We start from the raw sequence: 20434 nt of genomic DNA, 5'->3' as shown, positions 1-20434 counted from the left end.
ATGCTGCGCCTCTTCCTGCGTGGCCTGCTGAGTGCCCTGCCGACCCTGCTGCTGGTGTCGCTGTTCGTCTTCACCCTGCAGCAACTGCTGCCGGGCGATCCGGTGCTGGCCATGGCCGGCGAGGAGCGCGATCCCCAGGTGCTGGAATTCCTGCGCGAGAAATACCGGCTCAACGACCCCGTGCCGGTGCAGTACCTGCACTGGATGGGCGGGGTGCTGCAAGGTGACCTGGGCATCTCGCTGCGCACTGACCAGCCGGTGACGGCGCTGATCGCCGAAAAGCTGCCGGTGACCCTGGAGCTGTCGCTGCTGGCCATCGTCATTGCCCTGCTCATCGGCATCCCCACCGGTATCCTCGCCGCAGTACGCCGGGGCACGGCGGTCGACTACGGCGCCAACCTGGTGGCCCTGTCCGGCATCTCCATCCCGCACTTCTGGCTCGGCATCCTCCTGATCCTGCTGTTCGCGGTGAAGTTGCAGTGGCTGCCGGCCTCCGGTTTCGTGCCCTTCCACGAAGACCCGCTGCGCAACCTGCGCACCCTGATCCTGCCGGCCTTCGTCCTGGGCGCCGGCCTCTCCGGCACCCTGATGCGCCACACCCGGGCGGCCATGCTGGAGGTGCTGCGCACCGACTACGTGCGCACCGCCCGGGCCAAGGGCCTGCGCGAGCGGGTGGTGATCCTGCGCCATGCCCTGCGCAATGCGCTGATGCCCATCGTCACCCTCACTACCCTGCTGTTCGGCGAATTGCTCGGCGGTGCGGTGCTCACCGAGCAGGTCTTCAGTATCCCCGGCTTCGGCAAGATGATCGTCGACGCCGTGTTCAACCGCGATTACGCGGTGGTCCAGGGGGTGGTGCTCTGCGTGGCGGTCGGCTTCGTGCTGCTCAACCTGGCCGCCGACCTGCTCTACCGCCTGATCAATCCGCGCCTGAGGCAAGCCGCATGAATGCCCTGACCCTGCCCCGCCCGGCCACCCTGCGGCCCGCGCGCTCGCCCTTCTGGCGCAAGTTCAGCGCCAATCGCGGCGCGCTGCTCGGCGCCGCGCTGATCCTGACCTTCGCCCTGGCCGCCCTGCTGGCGCCCTGGCTGGCCCCCTTCGACCCGCTCAAGACCAGCTTCCTGGCGGTACGCAAGGCGCCCTCGGCGCTGAACTGGCTCGGCACCGACGAACTCGGCCGCGACCTGCTCTCGCGGCTGCTGTGGGGCGCGCGCAGCTCGCTGCTGGCGGGCGTGGTCTCGGTGGCCATCGCCCTGCTGGTGGGTGTCCCCCTGGGTCTGGTGGCCGGCTACTTCGGCGGCTGGCTCGACGCCCTGATCTCGCGCCTGGTGGAGGCGTTGCTGTCCTGCCCCTTCCTGGTCCTGGCCATCGCCCTGGGCGCCTTTCTCGGCCCGAGCCTGGGCAATGCCATGATCGCCATCGGCCTCTCCGCCATGCCGGTGTTCGCCCGGCTGACCCGTGGCCAGGTGCTCGCCATCCGCCACGAGGACTATCTCGAAGGGGCCCGCGCCATCGGCCTGCCGGATCGCTGGATTCTTTGGCGCTACGTCCTGCCCAACATCCTCTCGCCGCTGGTGGTGCAGGCCACCCTGACCATCGCCGCCGCCATCCTCGCCGAGGCCAGCCTGTCGTTTCTCGGCCTCGGCCAGCAACCGCCGATGCCCTCCTGGGGCTCCATGCTCAACACCGCCAAGAATTTCATGGAGCAGGCGCCCTGGATGTCCATCGCCCCGGGCGTCTGCATCTACCTCACCGTCCTCGGCTTCAACCTGCTGGGCGACGGCCTGCGCGACGCCCTCGATCCTCGTCACCAATGAGACCCTTCGCCATGCCCGATCTGGACTATCACAACCCCTATTCCTCGGCTCGCTCGCCGGTCATGGGCCGCAACCTGGTGGCCTGCTCGCAGCCGCTGGCCGCCCAGGCCGGGGTGGAGATGCTGCGCCGCGGCGGCAATGCGGTGGACGCCGCGGTGGCCGCTGCCATGGTGCTCACCGTGGTGGAACCCACCGGCTGCGGCATCGGCAGCGACGCCTTCGCCATCGTCTGGGACGGCGAGAAGGTGCAGGGCCTCAACGCCTCCGGCCGTGCGCCGCGGGGCTGGACGCCGGAATTCTTCGCCGGCCAGAACGCCATGCCGGCGCGCGGCTGGGGCGCGGTCACGGTGCCCGGCGCCGTCTCGGCCTGGGTCGCCCTGGCCCAGCGCTACGGCAAGCTGCCGCTGACCACCCTCGCCGCCCCGGCGATCCACTATGCCCGCGACGGCTTCCTGCTCACCCCGGTGATCGCCGAACTCTGGCGCCGCGGCGCCGAGCAGCTCAAGGACCAACCCGGTTTCGCCGCCTGCTTCCTGGCCAACGGCGTGCCCCGCGCCGGCACCCTGGTGCGCCTGCCCGACCATGCGCGGACCCTGGAAGCCATCGCCGAAAGTGACGGTGCTGCCTTCTACCAGGGCGACCTGGCCCAGGCCATGGCCCGCCATGCCCGGGAGCACGGTGCGGTGCTGGACGAGGAAGACCTGCGCGCCCACCGGGCCGACTGGATCGACACCCTCTCGGTGCCCTTCGCCGGCGCCGTGGTGCACGAGTTGCCGCCCAACGGCCAGGGCATCGCCACCCTCGCCGGCCTGGGCATTCTCGAAGCCGCCGGCATCGGCGCGGATCCCGTGGACAGCCCCACCACCCTGCACCGGTCGATCGAGGCCATGAAGCTGGGGCTGGCCGATCTCTACCAGCACGTCACCGATTCCGCGCACATGCGCATCCAGGCCGAGCACCTGCTGGACCCGGCCTACCTGCGTGAACGCGCCGGACTGCTCGGCCCGCGCGCCGGCGATCCCGGCTATGGCGCGCCGCGGCCCGGCGGCACCGTCTGCCTGTCGGCAGCTGATGAGAGCGGCATGATGATTTCCTTCATCCAGTCCAACTACATGGGCTTCGGCTCGGGCGTGGTGGTGCCGGGCACCGGCATCAGCCTGCAGAATCGCGGCGCCGGCTTCACCCTGGCGCCGGATCACGTCAACAGCGTGGCGCCGAGCAAGCGGCCCTTCCACACCATCATTCCCGGCTTCGCCATGAACGCCGACGGCACCCCGCTGATGGCCTTCGGCCTGATGGGTGGGCCGATGCAGGCCCAGGGGCACCTGCAGCTGATGCTGCGCATCCTCAAGTACCGGCAGAATCCCCAGGCTGCCGCCGATGCACCGCGCTGGCGCCTCGAAGGCGGCCGGCGGGTCGCGGTGGAAAGCAGCCTGGATCCGGCCACCCTGGAGGCGCTGCGGACCCTGGGCCACGAGGTGACCGTGGAAGAGCCCTCCGGCGTGTTCGCCTTCGGCGGCGCCCAGATCATCCAGCGCGTCACCGGCGGCTACGTGGGTGGCTCCGATCCGCGCAAGGACGGCCTGGTGGCGGGTTACTGAGGCCGAGAGCGATGCCGAGCACCCCAGGCTGCTTGGCTTTAGCCTGAAGCTCCGCTCCTGGGAGACCACGCTCTGGAAGGGCGCAGCTGCACCCTCCGGAGATCCTCCAGGCTCGGGCATGGCACCTCGGGGCTGGAGATCTCTGAAGAGGCATCCAGCCTCTCGTGGAGATCCGGATACGCCTGCCGCTGCCATCACCCGCCTGTTAGCGGATCAGCTGCAACCCCCCGCAATCCGTCTCCCCAGGCGCTCGACCCAGGCAGCCAACACGCCTAGGCGCAGCCGCCACTCGTCGCAAGGTAGCGACACCGCCCCAATGTTTATTGCGATATCTAAACGACCACGACATAGTGGCTCGGCGCCATCAATCCAGAGTGGAGTCCGAGAACCCTTATGCATCCTGATCCCCAGAGCCACGCCCGCGAAGCGCTACTTGGTCTTCACCGCCAGCTACAGGAAAACGCCAAACGGCTGGGCACCGTGAACTGCGACGATCCGGACGTCCGCGCTGTCCTGCAGGCCGTGCAGGATCTCAATGAGCGGGTGGCCGACATGGTGGCCGAGACGGCCCTGCTGGCGCCTCTGGACGTGGGCGCGGTCGCACGAAGCAGCGCTCACGACGCTACCGGTCAGCGCTGACCCACCGCACGGTTCTGACTGGACGCCGCGGCGCCCTGGCTGCCGTCCGGGAGCACAAGGCGGCGAAATCAGTCGCTGAAGAGAGCCGTCAGACCGGGTCGGTCTGCAGCCGAAACCGGGCCAGCACGGAGATGCCTATCGGTCGGCGTCCTTGCCCGGCAGCCGCTGGAAGGCTCGTGCCCATTTGAGCAGGGAATTTTCCTCGTCGGTACGGTCGTCCACCCCGCACTCCTCCAGCACGGTCACCACGCGATTCATGAAGTCCCGATCGACGCGAGCCTGCTCCATGATCCTATCCAGATTCAGCTGACCGAGTTGCTGGAGGGTGGTCTGAAATTCGTTGTCTTCCATGCCCATGACGTTCGTCCCTGTAAGCACGGCTGCCGAGCGCCGGCTGGCCTAGTGCTATCATCTTTCGCGCGGGCGTTACGCACATAACGGTTATCGCATGAAGTGTCGAGAATGATGACTGAGCGGCAGTTGGCAGCGCCTCGAGGTCATCGGCCCAGGGGTTCCGGACGGCCTACCCCTGCTGGGAGGTGCTGGCGCTCAGCCGAGCACCAGCGGCAGCACCAGCGCGGTGACGATCCCGAGCAGGATCATGCCCAGCGCCGAGAACGCCGCCGTCTCCTGGCTTTCTCGCACCGCATGGGCCGTGCCTATGGCATGGCCGTTCATGCCCAGGGTCAGACCGCGAGCGGCGGGATCCTCGACCCTGAAGACCTTGAGCAGCGGCAGCGCCAGCGAGGTGCTGATCACGCCGGTCAACATCACGATCACCGCGGTCAGGGGCGCGATGCCACCGAAATGATCCGACAGGGGCAGGGCGATCGGCATGGTCACCGACTTCGGCAGCAGACTCATCAGCAGCGTTTCCGGCAAGCCAAAAAGCCAGCCCAGGGCGAGGGTCAGGGAAACGCCCACGACGCCACCCACCGTGAGGGTTATCAGCAGCGGCTTGCAGAGCGCCGTCACGCGCTGAACGTTCTTGTAGAGCGGAACGGCCAGGCCCACGGTGGTGGGTCCGAGCAGCATCAGGAGCAGGCCGCTGGCGCTTCGATACTGCTCGTAGGGAATCCCGCCGACCCAGAGCACGGTCGCGACGATGGCGGTGGTGATCAGCACCGGTTGCAGCATGACCAGGCGCAGGCGCTGCTGCAGCACGAGCGCCAGCTGATAGGCGGCGAGCGTCAGGGACAGGGCCAGCAGGGCTGCGAGAACGGGGTCAGACATGGTCCTTGCCTCTACCGATCAGGTATTGCAGCAGCCAGCCACACAGGGGCACGGTGACCAGCAGGGACAGGGCGATGACCAGCACCAGGCGCAACCACATTGAGGCTTCGAGACCGCTGAAATCGACGATGCCAACCGCGGGCACCACGAGCATCAGCGGTAGGTACTTGAGCAGGTTGCCGGCCATGGTCTCCACGGCTTCCGGCACTCGACGCAGCAGCATCAGTATGGCGAAAAGAATGATGATCCCGATGACGCTGGCCGGAATGCCGCCTATATAGCTCGTCAAATAGACGCCCACCAGATAGCAACCCACCAGCATCAAGAAGCCCGCTATAGGCATAAGCACCCCATTGCCTTGTTGTTCTGAACGGCCCGCACTACCAGGCTGCGCAGCCCTGCCTGGACGCACGCGCCGAACCGGGCCGTTGGCTGCCACACGCTCCGCAAGAGCGGCGATCACTGCCGCCAGGGCTGTCTGACTTTCATCTGCCACGCGCGGCCTCACTATAGGCGCATCTGAAAATAGCTGGGCAAATCCCTGCTGAGATTAGCAAAGGGTGCCTGCCTCTTTCGGCTCACTATCGGGTTGGCGCCGCGATCCGCTTCGCCTTCCCCCTGCCCTTGCAATCGGCTCGCCGTACAACCCGCCACCCTCCCCGAGCGAAACCTGTCGAGACGCCAGTCTATCCGGGAAGGCAACGCCAAGGCTGATAAAGCCGCTTGCGCCTCATGTCGGCAACGCGCGCATGCCCTCGAAGATCAGGCGCGTGGTGTTGCGCACGGTGGCGGCGTGGCTTTCGCGATCCAGCTGGTCGCTGGCCGTCAGGCGCAGCAGTTGCAGATGCGAGTAGTCGTTGAGCAGGAAGGCGGCCAGTTGCACATCCAGGTCGGGGCGCAGCTTGCCGGCAGCCTGCAGCTCGCGCAACACTTTGGCGATCTCGTCCTGCAGGCCGCGGTTCATCTGCCGGTAGGCCTGGGGCAGACCGCTGTCGCCCCCCACCAGCACCAGCGGCAGCAGTTCGCGCCAAAGGGCCGCAGGCAAGACATCCAGCGCGTAACTGACGAGCAGGTGTTCGAGATGGCAGAGCGCATCGACGGGATCCGCGAAGTCGCGGATGTGCCGGCGCACGTCGATCAGGGCGCGGCGATCGGACTCTTTGATCATCTCCAGGATGATCTCGTGCTTGCTGCCGAAATACTTGAACACCGTGGGTGCCGAAACACCGGCCTCACGGGCGATCTGCTCGACGGTGGTCTCGCGAAAGCCCTGGCGCTGGAACAGCATGACCGCCACGGCCGAGATGGCGGTGCGGCGTAATTCCTTCTGACGTTCGCGTAGCCCGCTCACCGTCGCTCCTGATTCCTGAGGTGCCAGTGAGGATAGCTGGCCAGCCTTCGGTACAGAAAATATTTTATTGACCAAAGAAATTAACAGGGTTAATTATTTTCCTGTACCTGCTCTACGCAGGGCCACTGCCAGGATGAGTCTGATGAGCCAGAGCCTCGACCGCTCCCTGGTTTCCCGGAGTCGGGAAGTCAGCGAGATGTACGACCAACAAGAACAAGAGCCCGTACTGATGCAGGGTTTCCCAGCCGAGCCGGACCGGCGCGTGACCTGGGCCAACTGGATGTCACCGCCGTTCAATCGCTGGGGCTTCCGCAATCTGGCGCGCCTGCGCCCTACCATCGAGGTGGCGGCCGGACCGCGACCGGACAAGGTGCTGGCCCATGCACCCGTGGCCCTCGAAGAACTGAGATTCGAAAGCAGCTGCGGCCGCAGCGTCAGCGCCCTCGACCATCTGCAGGCCAGCAAGACCGACGGCTTCCTGGTATTGCACCAGGGAAGGGTGGTGTACGAGCGCTACTTCAACGGCCAGACTGCTACCGACCGCCACATCATGTTCTCGGTCACCAAGTCGCTGATCGGGGTGCTCAGCGAGCAACTCCTCCACGCCGGTGTGCTCGATGCCCAGGCGCCGACCCAGCGCTATGTGCCGGAATTGGCTGGCAGCGCCTTCGGCGACGCCAGCGTCCGCCAGTTGCTCGACATGGCCGTGGGTGTCCACTACACCGAGCTCTACGACGATCCCACCTCGGAAAGCTCGCAGTACGGCTATGCCTGTGGCTTCAAGCCCGCGCCGCCCGAGTACGCCCAATACGAGTCGCTGTACCAGTACCTGCCGTCGCTACGCAAAAGGTGTGAGCACGGCGGCCTCTTCCACTACGTGACCGCCACCACCGAGGTGCTGGCCTGGGTGATGGAGCGCGCCAGCGGCCTGGGCTGCGCCGAACAGTTGCAGCGGCTATGGCAGCAACTCGGCTGCGAGCGCGACGCCTACTTCATGGCCGATCCCTGGGGTCGCAGCGTCGCCGGCGCCGGCTTCAACGCCACCCTGCGCGACATGGGCCGCTTCGGCCTGATGCTGGCCAACGGCGGTCTGGTCGACGGCCAGCAGGTCATCGACCAGGCGGTGATCGAGGCCATCGCGGCCGGTGGCGATCCGGCCCTCTATGGCGTGCATCAGGATTTCGCTGACTGGACCCCAGGCGCCTCCTACCGCAGCCAGTGGTACGTCTTCAACGACCACAGTCCAGCCATCTTGGCCAGCGGCATCCACGGCCAGTACCTGTTCGTCGACTTCGCCTCGGAGGTGGTGATCGTCAAGCAGTCGTCGCTGCCCGAGGCGGTCACCGAACTGGACATCGACACCGTACGCCTGCTGCGCACCCTCACCGCTCAGCTGCATGGCTGAGGCGACCCATTAGAAGATCGAAGAGCGCCGGCTCGCCGGCGCTCCCACCTGCTGCGACAGGTATCCGGTGGTCGCCTTGGCCACCCATCACTGCCCTGTAATACAAGAAAAATAGTCAGGAGCTCCACATGTGCACAACCAAGCGCCTCTCCGGCGTGCTGCTGGCGCTCGGCTTGCCGCTGGCCAGCCAGTCGGCCCTGGCGGGCTATCCATTCGAAAACGAAAACCTCAAAGGCGCGTTCAACCTGACGCTGGGCGCCGGTTCCATCACCACCTGGGGCGTCAACTTCGGCGCTGATCGCGTGGATGCCCGCAGCGGCAGGAACGACGGCAGCCGCATTGCCTGGCAGGAGGTCTACGTCAAACCCGGCATCAGCCTCGACTATTCGCTCGGCGACAGGCTCCATCTGCTCGCCGGTGGCTCGGTGGTCGGCGCCACCACCCTTGGCGACGGGGATGCCGGTGGCTTCACCCGTCGCTCGGACGGCCGTTTCGCCCCCGAAGAAGGCTACGCCGGAGTCCAGGTGGGCGACTGGAAGTTCACCGCCGGCCGCCAGAACTTCATGGTCGGCACCGGCTTCATCGTCATGGACGGCAATCTCGATCTGTTTGGCGATGGCGCCTACTGGCTCGGCCCACGCACCGCCTTTCGCGACTCGGCGATCCTGGCGTGGAGCCAGGGTCCGGCCCAGGCGCAGGCCTTCACCCTGCGCACCGACGATCACTACGGCGACTTCCGCCTGCGCGGCGCCAACCTGGATTACGACCTCGACGGCCAGGTCACCCTCGGCGCCCTGGCCATGACGGTCGATACCCTGGCCAGCAGCGACAGCACCGTAGTCCGCCGCGATGGCATGCAGGTATACAACCTGCGCGCCTTGCGCGGTCACCTGCCGGGCCTGCAGAACCTGACCCTCAACGGGGAATACGCGGTGCAGCGCGGCGGTGACGGCGCCCTGACCTACGACGCCAGGGCCTGGTATGCCCAAGCCGACTACCAGTTCCACGACCTGCCCTTCACCCCCACCCTCGGCTATCGCTACGCCGTCTTCTCCGGAGACGACAACCCAACCGACAACCGCCAGCAGGCCTGGGACCCGCTGAGCAAGGGGTTCACGGACTGGAGTACCTGGCTGATCGGCGACGTGGTGGGCAACTACCTGCTGTTCAACAGCAACGAGCGCGTCCAGCAGTTCTCACTGAAGAACCGCCTCAACGACACCCTCACCCTCGGCGTCATCCACTACCAGTTCTGGCTCGACCAGGCCAACTTCCGCGGCGCCGCGGTCAGCGATCGGCGCTTCGCCGACGAGACCGCGGTGTATCTGGACTGGACGCCCAACCGGCAGTTCTACGGCTCGCTCTCGTACAACTGGGTGCAGGCCAGGTCGGCCGCCCGCCAGGCGTTCGGCGACAACGAGCGCTTCAGCGCCCTCGAGCTGTATTTCACCTATCGCTACTGACCACCAGCCACCACTGCCCCCCGGGGGCACAGGAGAGCGTGATGAATACCAAGACAACGACCGGAATCGCCGTACCGACGCTGGAATGGGTGCTGAGCTTGCATGTCCTCATCGATCCGGCCGATGGCCTGGGCGCCTGCACGGATGGCCAGCGCAGCAACTATCGGATCACCGGCGGGCATTTCGAGGGCCTGAACGTGCGCGGCGACGTGGTCGCCGGCGGCGCGGATTTCTATCTGCTGCGCAGCGACGGCGTGGGTGAGCTGGACGCGCGCTACAGCCTGCTCAGCGATCAGGGCGAGTGGATCAACATCCACAACACCGGCGTGATCACCTTCAGTGACAGAGGGCACGCGCAGGTCGACCAGGGCATCTGGCCCATCGCTGAGGAGGACTACCGGTGCAGCTGCTCGCCGCGCTTCCAGGTGGCCAGCGGCAGGCTCGACTGGCTGACCCGCAGCGTGATGATCGGCAAAGTGGATTATCCCGCCATCGACCAGGTCGCCATCCATTGCTATCGCCTCGCCTAACCGCCCACCCCTATCGCATCAAGGCTTTTCACTGAAGCGGCAGGCCATCCGGTGGCCGAGCCGGCAGGTAAATGACCATGACCATGACCATCGCCAACCAGACCCTGGTACGCGCCGCGTGCATCGCTATCGCCGCCGCCTCGATCCTCGTCATCGGCGTGCAGCCGATCTTCATCGGCCTGCTGACCGAACGCCTGGGCCTGACCCTGGCGCAGCAGAGCTGGACCCTGTCCGTCGAGATGTGCGGCTCAGTCGTCGGAACGCTGCTGTACCTGCCGCTGATCCGCGTCCTCGGCCCGCGCACCCTCGCCTTGAGCGTGGCCCTGCTGCTGCTGTTCGCCAACGCCGCGACCGCTGGGGTCACCACTCTCGATCCGCTGCTGGCACTGCGCGGTCTCTCCGGCCTCTGCTCGGGCGTGCTCTACTCCTATGCCATCTACTGGCTGGGCAGCATGCCGGGGCAGGACAGGTCGTTCGGCATCCTGCTGTTCGTGCAGACCGCCCTGTTCGCCAGCAGCGCGGTGATCATGCCGATGATCGCCCAATGGCAGGGTTTCGCCGGGGCGATCTACTACCTGGCGGCCTGGTTCGCCCTGGTCTGCCTCATGAGCCTCTGCCTGCCGGCCAGGCAGAGCCCGGAAGAGCGATCCGTCTCCCAGGCGTCGCTGCGCTCTGGCCTGACGATGATCGGCGTCTGCTCGCTGCTCGGCATGATGTTCCTGCAGCTGTCGATCTATTCGCTGTGGGGCTTCGTCGAAGGCATCGCCAGCGACGCCGGGGTGGCACCGGTGGATAGCGGCTGGGCGATCAGCATCGGCCTGCTCGGCGGCCTCCCCGGTGCGGCGCTGCCGAGCGTAGCCGGGCGACAGCTGGGCCGCGTGCCCATGATCCTCACCGGCTCCCTGGCCGTCCTGGGCGCCATCTACCTACTGGCCACGCGCATCCACACGGCCTCGGACCTGATGATCGCGGTGTTCCTGATGAACTTCGGCTGGAACCTGGCGCTGTCCTACTACATGTCGTCGGTCGTAACCCACGATCCGAGCGGTCGCCTGACCAAGCTGGTCGGCGTGGTGCAGGTCGCCTCGGCCGCGGCGGCGCCGACCCTGCTGGGCCTGATCATCGAAGGTAACGACCGGCGCAGCCTTTTCGTGCTGTCCTCAGGGGCCATCCTCATCGGCTGCGTCCTGGTGATCGTCATGCTGTCCTGCGGACGGCGCCGGGTGCCGGGCAAGGCGCTGGACTGCTCGGTCTGAGCGTTGGGCGCCTGGTAAGAGGTCCGCGCGGATCTCTCGGCCTTCTGCGCAACCAGGCGACAACCTCCATGACCGATTTGTCATCCGCCGGTCAGGCTGGTGTCCCCCCTGTCCTCCTAGAGTGGCCCGGTCAGCGAATAGCTACCCACCCCTTCAAGAGGACTCTCCATGAAAGCGCTGCTGCTCGGCCTCTTCGGCCTGCTCGCCACCGGCTCCGCCCTGGCTGCTCCCGATCATCCCGCTCTGGTTCACGACAAGCCCGGCTTCTTCGTCCCGCTCGACGTCGCCAAGGTCGTCAGCCAGACCGACCTCGACGCCCAGTGCGGAATCGTGCCGGCCCGCCTCGATTACCTGGATCACGCCGGCCGGGAGCACGAGCTGGACTACCTGGTGTCTGGCAACGGCTGCTACAACCAGAACTGAGGCGTTGTTCGACCCAGTGCCGAAGCGCGGCGGCCACCGCCGCGCCGACCAAGGGAGCGCCTGAACAGGCACCTCCCTGCGCTGGAATCCGGGCGCCTCACGCCAGGCGCCGGCAGCCGGACGCTAGAAAAACCGATAGGCCTTGGCCAAAGCCCGCTCCAGCACGGCGATACAGGCGTGATCGTCGGCATAGGAGAGGAACTGGCACTGAGCATCGGCCTGGGCCTGGGCCAGACGCGTCTTTCGCTCAGCCAGCTCCTCTTCCAGCACCGAGGTGCTCATGCCACCCAGGTCACAGCAGGGGTTGGGGCCATTCATGGAAAACTCCGAACAGATTTGCAGATTGCGTCATGAGACAAGTTTTTGAGATTTGGTTCACAAATCGTAGCAAGTCTCATTGTTGCTGAATGCGCGTTCCGACGCGGTGTTTTCCAGACCCCTGGCGCTAGAGCGCCTCCCTTAGGAATCCGCATCCTTCACCCGCCATCAACCAGGCAAAAGCTTTACAATTTGGCGCCCTAAATAACCCCGTGAAGATTCATGCGCCTTTTGCTTTCGCTCCTCCTGGCCACGCTGCTGGCCTCCTCCGCATTCGCCGCAGCGCCCGATACCTTTGTCGAAGCCAAGGTAATCGCCAAACAAAAAGTCTATTTCGACCAGAACACCAGCGCCCAGGGCGACCTTTATTGCGGCTGCAAGTGGGAGTGGGTCGGCAAGTCCGGAGGACGAGTCGATGCCGGTTCCTGCGGCTTCCAGGCGCGCAAGCAGGAAACCCGCGGCGAACGCACCGAGTGGGAACACATCGTGCCGGCCTGGACCTTCGGTCATCAGCGCCAGTGCTGGCAGAACGGCGGACGGGAACACTGCGTGGCGGATGACCCGGTGTTCCGCGCCATGGAGGCCGACCTCTTCAACCTCTACCCCGCCGTGGGCGAGGTGAATGGGGACCGGGCCAATTTCAATTACGGCATGGCCCAGGGCGTGCAGCCGCAATACGGTCGGTGCACGACGAAGATCGACTTCCAGGAACGCGCCGCCGAGCCGCGCGACGAGGTCAAGGGCCTGGTCGCCCGGGTCACCTTCTATATGTTCGATCGCTACGGCCTGAACATGTCGCGCCAGCAGCAACAACTGCTCATGGCCTGGGACAAGCAGCAGCCGGTCACTGCCTGGGAACGCGAACGGGATAGCCGCATCGCCGCGGTGATGGGCCATGGCAATCCCTTCGTGTCCGGCGAGCGGCACTGGACGCTGGGCTACCAGCCAGTTGGCGACGGCATCGTCAGCCCGCTTCCGGCAGCCAAGCCAGCACCCTCAGCGCCGTCAGCACCCTCGGCACCCTCGGCACCGGCCAAGCGCGATAGCCCCGCCGCGGCCAGCCAGGGCGCGATCATCGGCAACCGCAACAGTCACGTCTATCACCTGCCGCAAGGCTGCCCGAGCTACGCGCAGGTGTCGCCGAAGAACCAGGTCAGGTTCGCCTCCGAAGCCGAGGCGAAGGCGGCAGGCTTCACCAAGGCAGGAAATTGCGCGCCCTGAGGCCCTGATCGCTGCCCCCTGGGCGCTGCCCTGCAGCACCCAGGGGTCTTGAACCGCTTTGGCAGCTACTGCGCCTTGGACAACTCCACCAGCATCCGGGTGAGCAAATAGATGCGCGGCGTTACGCTGTCCAGTTCCACATATTCCTCGGCGGTATGCAGCTTGCCGCCGACGATGCCGAAGCCGTCCAGGGTGGGCACGCCGGCACCGGCGGCGATGCTGGCATCCGCAGCGCCGCCACTGCCCTCGACGGTCAGCGTGCGACCCAGCTCGCCATAGATGCCCTGGGCCATGGCCAGCAGCCGATCGCTCGCCGCGGTCTGCGGCATCGGCGGCAGGCCGCGCTCCAGCCGGGTGGTCACCTCGGTATCAGAGATCTGCTTGTTGGCGGCGATCCGCGCCAGGTCCTTTTCCACCCGGTCGAATTCTTCGGGCAGCGCGGCGCGGACGTCGGCCTTGGCCACGGCGTGATCGGGAATCACGTTGATGCGCTCGCCCGCCTCGATCACGGTGAAGTTGACCGAGGTCTTCTTCTCCGCGTCGCCCAGGTTGCCCAGCTGCAGCACCTGATGTGCGACCTCGGTGGCGGCGTTGCGCCCCAGCTCCGGGGAGACGCCGGCATGGGAGGACTTGCCCTTGACCTCCACCACGGCGGTGGCGCTGCCCTTGCGCCATACCACCAGGCCATCGGCCGGCCGACCGGGCTCCAGATTCAGCGTCACGTCATGCTGCTTGGCAGTGCTGGCGATCAGCTCGGTGGCCGCCTGGGAGCCGGTTTCCTCGCTGGCGTCCAGCAACAGGGTGATCTGTCCGTAGTCCTTGAAGTCGAGCTTCTTGAGGATTTCCAACGCCGCCAGGGCGACCACGATGCCTCCCTTGTCGTCGGACACGCCCGGGCCATAGGCGCGTTTCTCATCGGTGCGATACGGCCGGGCCTTGGCCGTGCCCTCCTTGAACACCGTGTCCATGTGGGCCAGCAAGAGAATCTTCGCCTTGCCGCTGCCCTTGAGCGTGGCGATCAGGTGCTGGCTCTTATCCGGCGCGGTATTGGGCACCTCTTGCACCGTGGCGCCGAGTTTCTTCAATTCCGCGCTGACGAGCGTGCCCACTTCGGTCAGGCCCGGCTCGTAGCCGGAGCCCGAGTCGATGTTCACCAGTTGCTCCAGCAACGTGAGCGTCGGCGCCTTGGCCTGCTCCGCGGCGGTCTGGATGCGCGCATCGAGCGCAGCGCTGGCGGGCACGGCGATGCAGCAGGTGAGAACGGCAGCGAGGGTGGTGCGCAAGAACGGAGCGGACATCGGATTTTCCTTGTTGGCCTTGTTGGATTAGTCAGACAACTGTAGTCGCAACAAGGACATAGAGGAAATCGAAACTTACCGGGTGTTTCTCCCCGTAGCATCTCATAGCTAGTAATACCAGACCGACACTGAGAAATGGCTACCCATGGACTGCCAGTTCTAATCAAGGGCGGGTTCGCTGCACACCTTGATTTTTCATCCCTTCGCTGGCCCTTGATGACTGCTATCCAAAAGTAGCTCTCAGGCAGACCCGCAACTACGCAGGGATAAATAGCCTTTCCTCCGCAGCGCTGACGGCAATCCTTCGACGAGTACGAGATCCGACGCTATTTAGAATCCAGGCATCCATCAAGAAAACGGACATACGCTCGATAACAAAGCGTAGTGGCCTGTAATCCGAAGACAGTACCGCTTAGCCAGACCCGATACAGGCTTCGGATTCCGAAGCAGGAGCCGATACCCGACTGTGAATGCAGCATTCGGAATCCGAAGAAGGACCGTACTGTACGTACAGTACGTATAAAGATATAAATACGTACTAGGACGGTCTTGCCGGAACCTCTCTCACTGGGCCTATGCGCACTGACCTGTACGGGTGCAGCAATCTAGCAATCAGGCTATCTTAAGCTCAGTGGAGCTTACGCTCCCTACGACCTATCCCCAGGGGATAGGTTGGTCTTGCCTAAAGATAGGGCTTTCGCATATGGCTGTAGCACTCATCCGAGTCCTTCGAGGACCTCGGTTGCTGCCGCGACTGACTGCGTACGCTGCCCCGAGCTATCCCCTGGGGATAGCTTGATGTTCCATGCCAACGAAATATCTCGATTACTGCCGCGGTCAATCGCGCGTGCCATGCTGAACTATCCCCTGGGGATAGCTCAGGTCGTTGGAGGGCACCGCTAGCATCGCGCTAGCTCGATAGCTCGATAGCTTGGGTCGCCAATCGCTTGCGCGGCTCCAACCTACCCCCCGGGGATAGCTCAGGTCGTTAGGGGTCCTATAGCGTCGCGTTACGTGGACTAGGTATAAAACGACCACGTTTGCTGATTCGAGCTATCCCCGGGGGATAGCTGACGACACGTGAAGAAGGCCAGCTCAATTAGAGTATGTGAGGTCAGGTTACGTGCTGCTCTTGAGGGTCAATCCTTCAACGATCTCTGGTAAGACTACGGCCGCCTCTCGCTCTACGACAGGGATGAGCACGTCTTCCACAACCCTAGCGATTTCCGAGCGATTGCTAGCAAGCCTGGTAAGCGACTGGCCAGAACCGATGGATGTCTAACAAAAACCAATAGGGCTCAAGTGCGTATTCATAGCGCTGTAGAGCCATTAGGTTTCGTAGCATAGGGACTCGTGTGGTTTTGGGGAGCATCAATGTGTCAGCGTAGAGTTGCTTCGCTCAATCGGATCGCGTATCGAAGCCTGACAAGCACGGCGAAGCTACGCCTACAAAATGCTGAGGCGCTGACACCCCACCCATTAAAATCTGCCCCCATTTTTCAAGACCTAATAGGTCTTGAAGTAGACCATTTCAGTCAGCCACTTTACCCATACCTCGAATAAGATGCTGGCACCGCCGCGGTCGCGGTCCGGAGCAGCGCTAAGCGCTGAGGGCATGTAACGCTTATAAATCAATATTGGAGCTGGACAATCGCCATGTCACGTCTCGCAGATTTTCGTCGCGCTGAATACGCACTTCGTGAACAACTTCAAAAACTGGAATCCATGAAGGCCGATACAAGCCTAACGCGGGAGCTGGAATTTTCTGAAAAGCTCAAATCCCTAATGGCGGAGTATCAGCTTACCGCCAACGAGGTTTTCGCAATCCCTGACCCTAGCATGGCCCTTCAAATCAAAGGAGAATTGAAAACAAAGCGCCGGCCCCGCCGCACCAAGATCTATCGAAATCCTGATACTGGCGCGACTATCGAGACGCGAGGCGCCAACCACAAGCTACTCAAGCAGTGGAAGGCCGAGTATGGCGCTGCAACAGTAGAAAGCTGGTTGCAGTTGTAGTCTAGAGGCGACCTGGTCATGGATACTCCGCAGCCAGGTCGTTTGGCTTCGTGACTTGAGCTTCTTTCTAACCTTCCTTAAGCCAGCGCTCGAACGTCACGTTCTGTGCCCCATCCAGGTGTGGAGCGTAGTAAACCAGCCGTAGATGTCGGTCCACATCTACTGTAAGCGTCGTATGCTCAAACACCATCTGGCCTATTCCATCGAGTCGGAAGTATCGAATCCCTTGGCAGGGCCCATGGATGTCCTGGCGATTCCACCAGTCACAGAATTCTGGGGCTACCCGCTCCAAGTCCTTTACCAGTCCCACGATGTCTGCGTCTTGGGTTCCCTGAACAAAATCGCGCCGGAAGCTCGAAAAGATCTGGACTGCCTGGCTCTCCCACGGGTCGAGAAGCTGGCGTAGCCGCTTGGACGTAAACAGCATCCAAAGCAAATTACGTCGCTCAGGAATCTGCTCCGAAAAGCCAAACAGTCGGTCGGCCGCGCCATTCCAAACCAACACATCCCAGCGCAGGTTCAAAACGTAGGACGGGCGAGCATCCAAATCCTCTATCAACCGAATAATCAGGGGCGGAACTACGCACCACGTCCTGCCGGGCTCACACGGTGGCCGCTGTTGGGCGAGTAGATAGAGATGACGACGCTCCGTGGCATCGAGCTTGAGTGCACGGGATAGATTGTCCAAAAAAGTCGAGGACACGCTGATTTCTCGGCCCTGCTCGAGCCAGGTGTACCAACTGAGACCCACTCGTGCCAGCGTCGCTACCTCCTCACGCCGTAGCCCAGGTGTCCGCCGTCGCCCGCCGGAAGGCAACCCAACCTCTTCAGGCGTCAGCCGCTCCCGGCGACTTCTTAGAAACTCTGCAAGCTCAATCCGAGAACGTTCCAAAGACCGTGCCGCCGGCATGCCATTACTCCTAGTAACAGTATAAGCAACCAAATTGTAACAGGCTTAAAAGGGTGCGAAGAATAGCGCGTCCTGGCGCCGAGTGCCTTATGTCAGGGCTGTCGCGCGAGGAGGAACAGACGCGCTTGCTATTACTGTCTAGGAGTCAAACGGATGTACAACACGCTCTTGCATCAGAAGTTGGAAGCCCTCAAACAGGCTAACCAGTACCGCACCTTTACAACCTTGGACCGCTTATGTGGCCGCTACCCTCTGGCTCGCCTGGCCGACGGTTCGCAATCATCAGTCGTGATGTGGTGCAGCAATGACTACCTGGGCATGTCCCAGCATTCCAAGGTACGGAGCGCCATGCACGAGGCCTTGGATGCCTACGGTGCAGGTTCGGGAGGTTCGCGCAACATTGGGGGCTCTCATGCGTTATACGGACAATTAGAACAAAGCTTGGCCGACTGGCACGGTAAGGAAGCGGCACTGGTGTTTCCTACCGGCTTCGGGTCTAACGAGGCCACCCTACAGTGTCTGCTGCGGGAGCTGCCCGATTGCGTGGTGATCAGTGATGAGCGTAACCATGCCTCGATCATCAACGGCATCCGCTCAACTTCGAATGAGCGCCATATCTTCCGGCACAACGATCTCGAGCACTTGGAGCAACTGCTACAAACCTACTCCCATGACCGACCCAAGATCATTGTCTTCGAGTCTATTTACTCCATGGACGGCGATGTCGCACCCGTTAGAGAAATTGTTGCGCTGGCCAAGCGATACAACGCTCTAAGCTACCTCGACGAAGTACATGCGGTAGGGATGTATGGGCCTAGGGGTGCCGGTGTTGCGGCTGAACTAGGCGTTGCGGAGCAGGTAGACATTATCCAAGGCACTATGGCTAAAGCCATTGGTGTCATCGGTGGCTATATCGCCGCAAGCTCCGTCATCATCGATGCTGTACGTTCCTTCGCAACAGGCTTCATCTTCACCACGTCGCTGCCGCCCGCGGTAACGGCGGGCTGCCTTAAGAGTATCGAACACCTCAAGGACAGTGACGCAGAACGGCAGCGACTGCACGCGCATACCGCCAAGCTGCGCGGCAAGCTTCTGGAACAGGACATCCCCGTCATGCCCTGCTCACGCACCCACATCTTGCCGGTACTAATCGGCGATGCCGAGCGTTGCAAAGCGGCTGCAGGACGCCTATTGCAAACCCATCACATCTATCTCCAGCCGATCAATTTTCCTTCGGTCGCCGTAGGCACGGAACGCTTCCGCGTTAACGCAACGCCCAACCATAGCGATGAGCAGATTGAGCAACTAGCCCTTGCCCTACGGGAAACCTTCGAGCACTTCGCCATTCCTTTTGCCTCCCAGCGGGTTGGTGCGGAGGTTGCGTGATGAGCATCTCCTACGACATCCGTCGTGCTACGCCTGACGACATCCCTGCGCTCATCGAGCTCAGAGCCCATCTACTCGATGCCGGCGGAGCGCCTTACGCCAGCCGTACATCTGCAGACACTGAGCGTTGGCGCAGGGCCTACCCGCTTTGGCTGGCCACCTGTCTTGAAGTGTCAGATCGGGTACTCATCCTGTGCGCTGAGCATAAGCACACCCAAGCCATACTCGGCTGCGCCACAGGCATCATTGATGACCGTGCCCCGGCTCCCGACTGTCTTAATGGCCGCTCGGGTTGGGTTCAATCGGTTGCCGTAGCGCCTGAGCTACGCCGCTGCGGTATCGCAAAGGCACTCATGCAGCGGCTTCTAGACTGGTTCAGGACGCGCCAAGTGAACTCAGTCGCTCTACAAACTACGCCTGCTGCTACCTCGCTCTACCAGAGGCTCGGATTCGCCTCGACTGGCGAAGTCCTATTGGTACGTGCGGAGGGCCGGCCATGAACGTCCTGATCATCGGTCTGGGCTATGCCGGTCATCGTTTTTGGCGTGCCTTTGAACACCTGTCCGTCAGTACTGGCATGCCCTTGCGCTTGGCGTATATTGATCGGAAACCCAAGGCACCAGAACTGCCATTCTTTCCTACGGTGGCGTCCGCGCTTCATCACTTCGAGCCCGACATCATCGTGGTCAGCGTCAACGATGAAAGTCATGCACGAATCTTGGCGGAGCTAAGCGGATATCGTGGCTTCGTGCTGTGCGAGAAACCACTCGTTACTCCCGCTGACGACCTGACACTTGTTGCCGAGCAGCTAAGTCAGGTGAGTGGTTTTGCCTTGGACTTGGTAGAACGGTACTCACCCGCCACACAATCTCTGCGTCGGCAGATCAGCGCACAGGGTTGGTCGCTGGTGAGGGCCAGCTTTCACTGGGGTAAGGACCGGCTCAATGACTACCGCCCTACCTGCGGTGTCACCAGTGAAGTCATCCATGCGCTGGATCTGGTGTCGTGGATCTGCTCCTCTGCTGATCCTTTGCAGATTCACGATGTGCTCGGAGTACGTTCGGACTTCTCGATTTCCGGACATTCCGTGCTGGATACCGTCTCTCTCACCGGAACGTTGGGCCAGGCCACACTCGCAGGCTATGCCAGCTTCGTGAACATCATGCGTCAGCGCACGGTGGACTTCAGCTTCATCGATCAAGAACAGCGAGTCATTCAGGCGCGCCTCGTCTTCGATACGCCGTCCTGGGATCAGGATCACCTGCGAATTTGGACGCGCAATGATCAAGGGCGGGAGCAACTGATCGATGAACAGTGTTTTAGCCCTGCCCAACCCGGACTCGAAACCCTACACAAGCTGAGTCGCCTCTGCCGCCACGTAGTGCGATGGGTATCCCTTCGCGAGATGCCCTCACAGCCCTTTGCCGACCTGCAAACGGCTATCGCTCTACAGCACCAGCTTAACCTGATTGAGTCCTCAGCCCGCTGCCCTGCTCCGGCCTGCTATGTCCCTTACGGGAACCGCAGCCTGCTGCCGGAAACGAGTGACTTGGAAACTTTGGGCTGA

Annotated in this window: 21 protein-coding genes; 14 read left to right on the top strand and 7 right to left on the bottom strand. The window is 63.3% G+C overall.

Translation table 11 applies throughout. The features are described 5' to 3' along the window. The 4 genes from FHR73_RS03830 (at window position 1) to FHR73_RS03815 (ending at window position 4057) form a co-directional block, all read left to right on the top strand. Window positions 1–948, top strand: coding sequence for an ABC transporter permease (locus tag FHR73_RS03830; protein WP_183629640.1), 948 nt, complete (start codon window positions 1–3; stop codon window positions 946–948). Then, entirely contained in the window at window positions 945–1817 is an 873-nt protein-coding gene (locus FHR73_RS03825; RefSeq protein WP_115945423.1) for an ABC transporter permease, read from the top strand. The genes FHR73_RS03830 and FHR73_RS03825 overlap by 4 nt, the downstream gene beginning before the upstream one ends. A gap of 11 nt (window positions 1818–1828) precedes the next feature. Continuing rightward, window positions 1829–3418: a gamma-glutamyltransferase family protein gene (locus FHR73_RS03820; protein ID WP_183629639.1), complete on the top strand. Its 1590-nt coding sequence runs from the start codon at window positions 1829–1831 to the stop codon at window positions 3416–3418. 393 nt (window positions 3419–3811) lie between these two features. Next, window positions 3812–4057, top strand: a complete 246-nt coding sequence (locus FHR73_RS03815) for a hypothetical protein (protein WP_183629638.1) — start codon at window positions 3812–3814, stop codon at window positions 4055–4057. Between the two features lie 135 nt (window positions 4058–4192). On the opposite strand, the gene FHR73_RS03810 is transcribed toward FHR73_RS03815, so the two are convergent. The 4 genes from FHR73_RS03810 to FHR73_RS03795 all read right to left on the bottom strand — a co-directional run bounded on the left by FHR73_RS03810 (window position 4193) and on the right by FHR73_RS03795 (window position 6641). Then, a complete protein-coding gene (locus FHR73_RS03810) occupies window positions 4193–4414 on the bottom strand; it encodes a hypothetical protein (protein WP_183629637.1) in 222 nt (73 codons plus the stop codon). 192 nt (window positions 4415–4606) lie between these two features. Beyond that, entirely contained in the window at window positions 4607–5290 is a 684-nt protein-coding gene (locus tag FHR73_RS03805; RefSeq protein ID WP_183629636.1) for an LrgB family protein, read from the bottom strand. Next, entirely contained in the window at window positions 5283–5579 is a 297-nt protein-coding gene (locus FHR73_RS22430; RefSeq protein WP_221191402.1) for a CidA/LrgA family protein, read from the bottom strand. Before FHR73_RS22430 ends, FHR73_RS03805 begins: the two co-directional genes overlap by 8 nt. 441 nt (window positions 5580–6020) lie before the next feature. After that, window positions 6021–6641, bottom strand: a complete 621-nt coding sequence (locus FHR73_RS03795; protein ID WP_183629634.1) for a TetR/AcrR family transcriptional regulator — start codon at window positions 6639–6641, stop codon at window positions 6021–6023. 142 nt (window positions 6642–6783) lie between these two features. Here FHR73_RS03795 and FHR73_RS03790 point away from each other — a divergent pair, with 142 nt between their 5' ends. The 5 genes from FHR73_RS03790 to FHR73_RS03770 all read left to right on the top strand — a co-directional run bounded on the left by FHR73_RS03790 (window position 6784) and on the right by FHR73_RS03770 (window position 11718). Further along, window positions 6784–8046 carry a serine hydrolase gene (locus FHR73_RS03790; RefSeq protein ID WP_183629633.1) on the top strand — a complete coding sequence of 421 codons (1263 nt, stop codon included), beginning with the start codon at window positions 6784–6786 and terminating at the stop codon, window positions 8044–8046. Between the two features lie 128 nt (window positions 8047–8174). After that, window positions 8175–9509 (top strand): alginate export family protein, encoded by a 1335-nt coding sequence (locus FHR73_RS03785; protein WP_183629632.1) that lies wholly within the window; start codon window positions 8175–8177, stop codon window positions 9507–9509. Between the two features lie 41 nt (window positions 9510–9550). Then, window positions 9551–10039, top strand: coding sequence for a DUF3237 domain-containing protein (locus tag FHR73_RS03780; protein ID WP_183629631.1), 489 nt, complete (start codon window positions 9551–9553; stop codon window positions 10037–10039). A 77-nt stretch (window positions 10040–10116) separates the two neighbouring features. After that, entirely contained in the window at window positions 10117–11295 is a 1179-nt protein-coding gene (locus FHR73_RS03775) for an MFS transporter (RefSeq protein WP_260175589.1), read from the top strand. Window positions 11296–11463: 168 nt separating this feature from the next. After that, window positions 11464–11718, top strand: a complete 255-nt coding sequence (locus FHR73_RS03770; RefSeq protein ID WP_183629630.1) for a DUF2790 domain-containing protein — start codon at window positions 11464–11466, stop codon at window positions 11716–11718. 123 nt (window positions 11719–11841) lie between these two features. On the opposite strand, the gene FHR73_RS03765 is transcribed toward FHR73_RS03770, so the two are convergent. After that, window positions 11842–12036, bottom strand: coding sequence for a hypothetical protein (locus tag FHR73_RS03765; protein WP_183629629.1), 195 nt, complete (start codon window positions 12034–12036; stop codon window positions 11842–11844). 231 nt (window positions 12037–12267) lie between these two features. On the opposite strand from FHR73_RS03765, the gene FHR73_RS03760 reads away from it, so the two are divergent. Then, window positions 12268–13257, top strand: a complete 990-nt coding sequence (locus FHR73_RS03760) for an endonuclease (protein WP_311629219.1) — start codon at window positions 12268–12270, stop codon at window positions 13255–13257. Window positions 13258–13322: 65 nt separating this feature from the next. Here the strand turns inward: FHR73_RS03760 and FHR73_RS03755 are convergent, their stop codons facing one another. Next, window positions 13323–14555, bottom strand: coding sequence for a glutamate carboxypeptidase (locus FHR73_RS03755; protein WP_183629627.1), 1233 nt, complete (start codon window positions 14553–14555; stop codon window positions 13323–13325). Window positions 14556–16211: 1656 nt separating this feature from the next. Between FHR73_RS03755 and FHR73_RS03750 the strand changes: the two genes are divergently transcribed. Further along, the gene (locus FHR73_RS03750) at window positions 16212–16571 is read left to right on the top strand and encodes a histone-like nucleoid-structuring protein, MvaT/MvaU family (RefSeq protein WP_183629626.1); all 360 of its coding nucleotides are present in this window, start codon (window positions 16212–16214) and stop codon (window positions 16569–16571) included. Window positions 16572–16638: 67 nt separating this feature from the next. On the opposite strand, the gene FHR73_RS03745 is transcribed toward FHR73_RS03750, so the two are convergent. Next, window positions 16639–17481, bottom strand: coding sequence for a helix-turn-helix transcriptional regulator (locus FHR73_RS03745; protein WP_183629625.1), 843 nt, complete (start codon window positions 17479–17481; stop codon window positions 16639–16641). Between the two features lie 153 nt (window positions 17482–17634). On the opposite strand from FHR73_RS03745, the gene hemA reads away from it, so the two are divergent. From hemA to FHR73_RS03730, 3 genes are read left to right on the top strand one after another with little or no spacing between them, the layout of a single operon-like run. After that, window positions 17635–18867, top strand: coding sequence for a 5-aminolevulinate synthase (hemA, locus tag FHR73_RS03740; protein ID WP_183629624.1), 1233 nt, complete (start codon window positions 17635–17637; stop codon window positions 18865–18867). Continuing rightward, window positions 18867–19367 carry a GNAT family N-acetyltransferase gene (locus FHR73_RS03735; protein WP_183629623.1) on the top strand — a complete coding sequence of 167 codons (501 nt, stop codon included), beginning with the start codon at window positions 18867–18869 and terminating at the stop codon, window positions 19365–19367. The genes hemA and FHR73_RS03735 overlap by 1 nt, the downstream gene beginning before the upstream one ends. Beyond that, a complete protein-coding gene (locus FHR73_RS03730; RefSeq protein WP_183629622.1) occupies window positions 19364–20434 on the top strand; it encodes a Gfo/Idh/MocA family oxidoreductase in 1071 nt (356 codons plus the stop codon). Before FHR73_RS03735 ends, FHR73_RS03730 begins: the two co-directional genes overlap by 4 nt.

This window comes from Pseudomonas sp. AS2.8 (assembly GCF_014190935.1).
Lineage (GTDB): Bacteria > Pseudomonadota > Gammaproteobacteria > Pseudomonadales > Pseudomonadaceae > Chryseomonas.
Note: the sequence above shows the minus strand (reverse complement) of the source record. Positions and strands in the feature narration are given on the sequence as shown.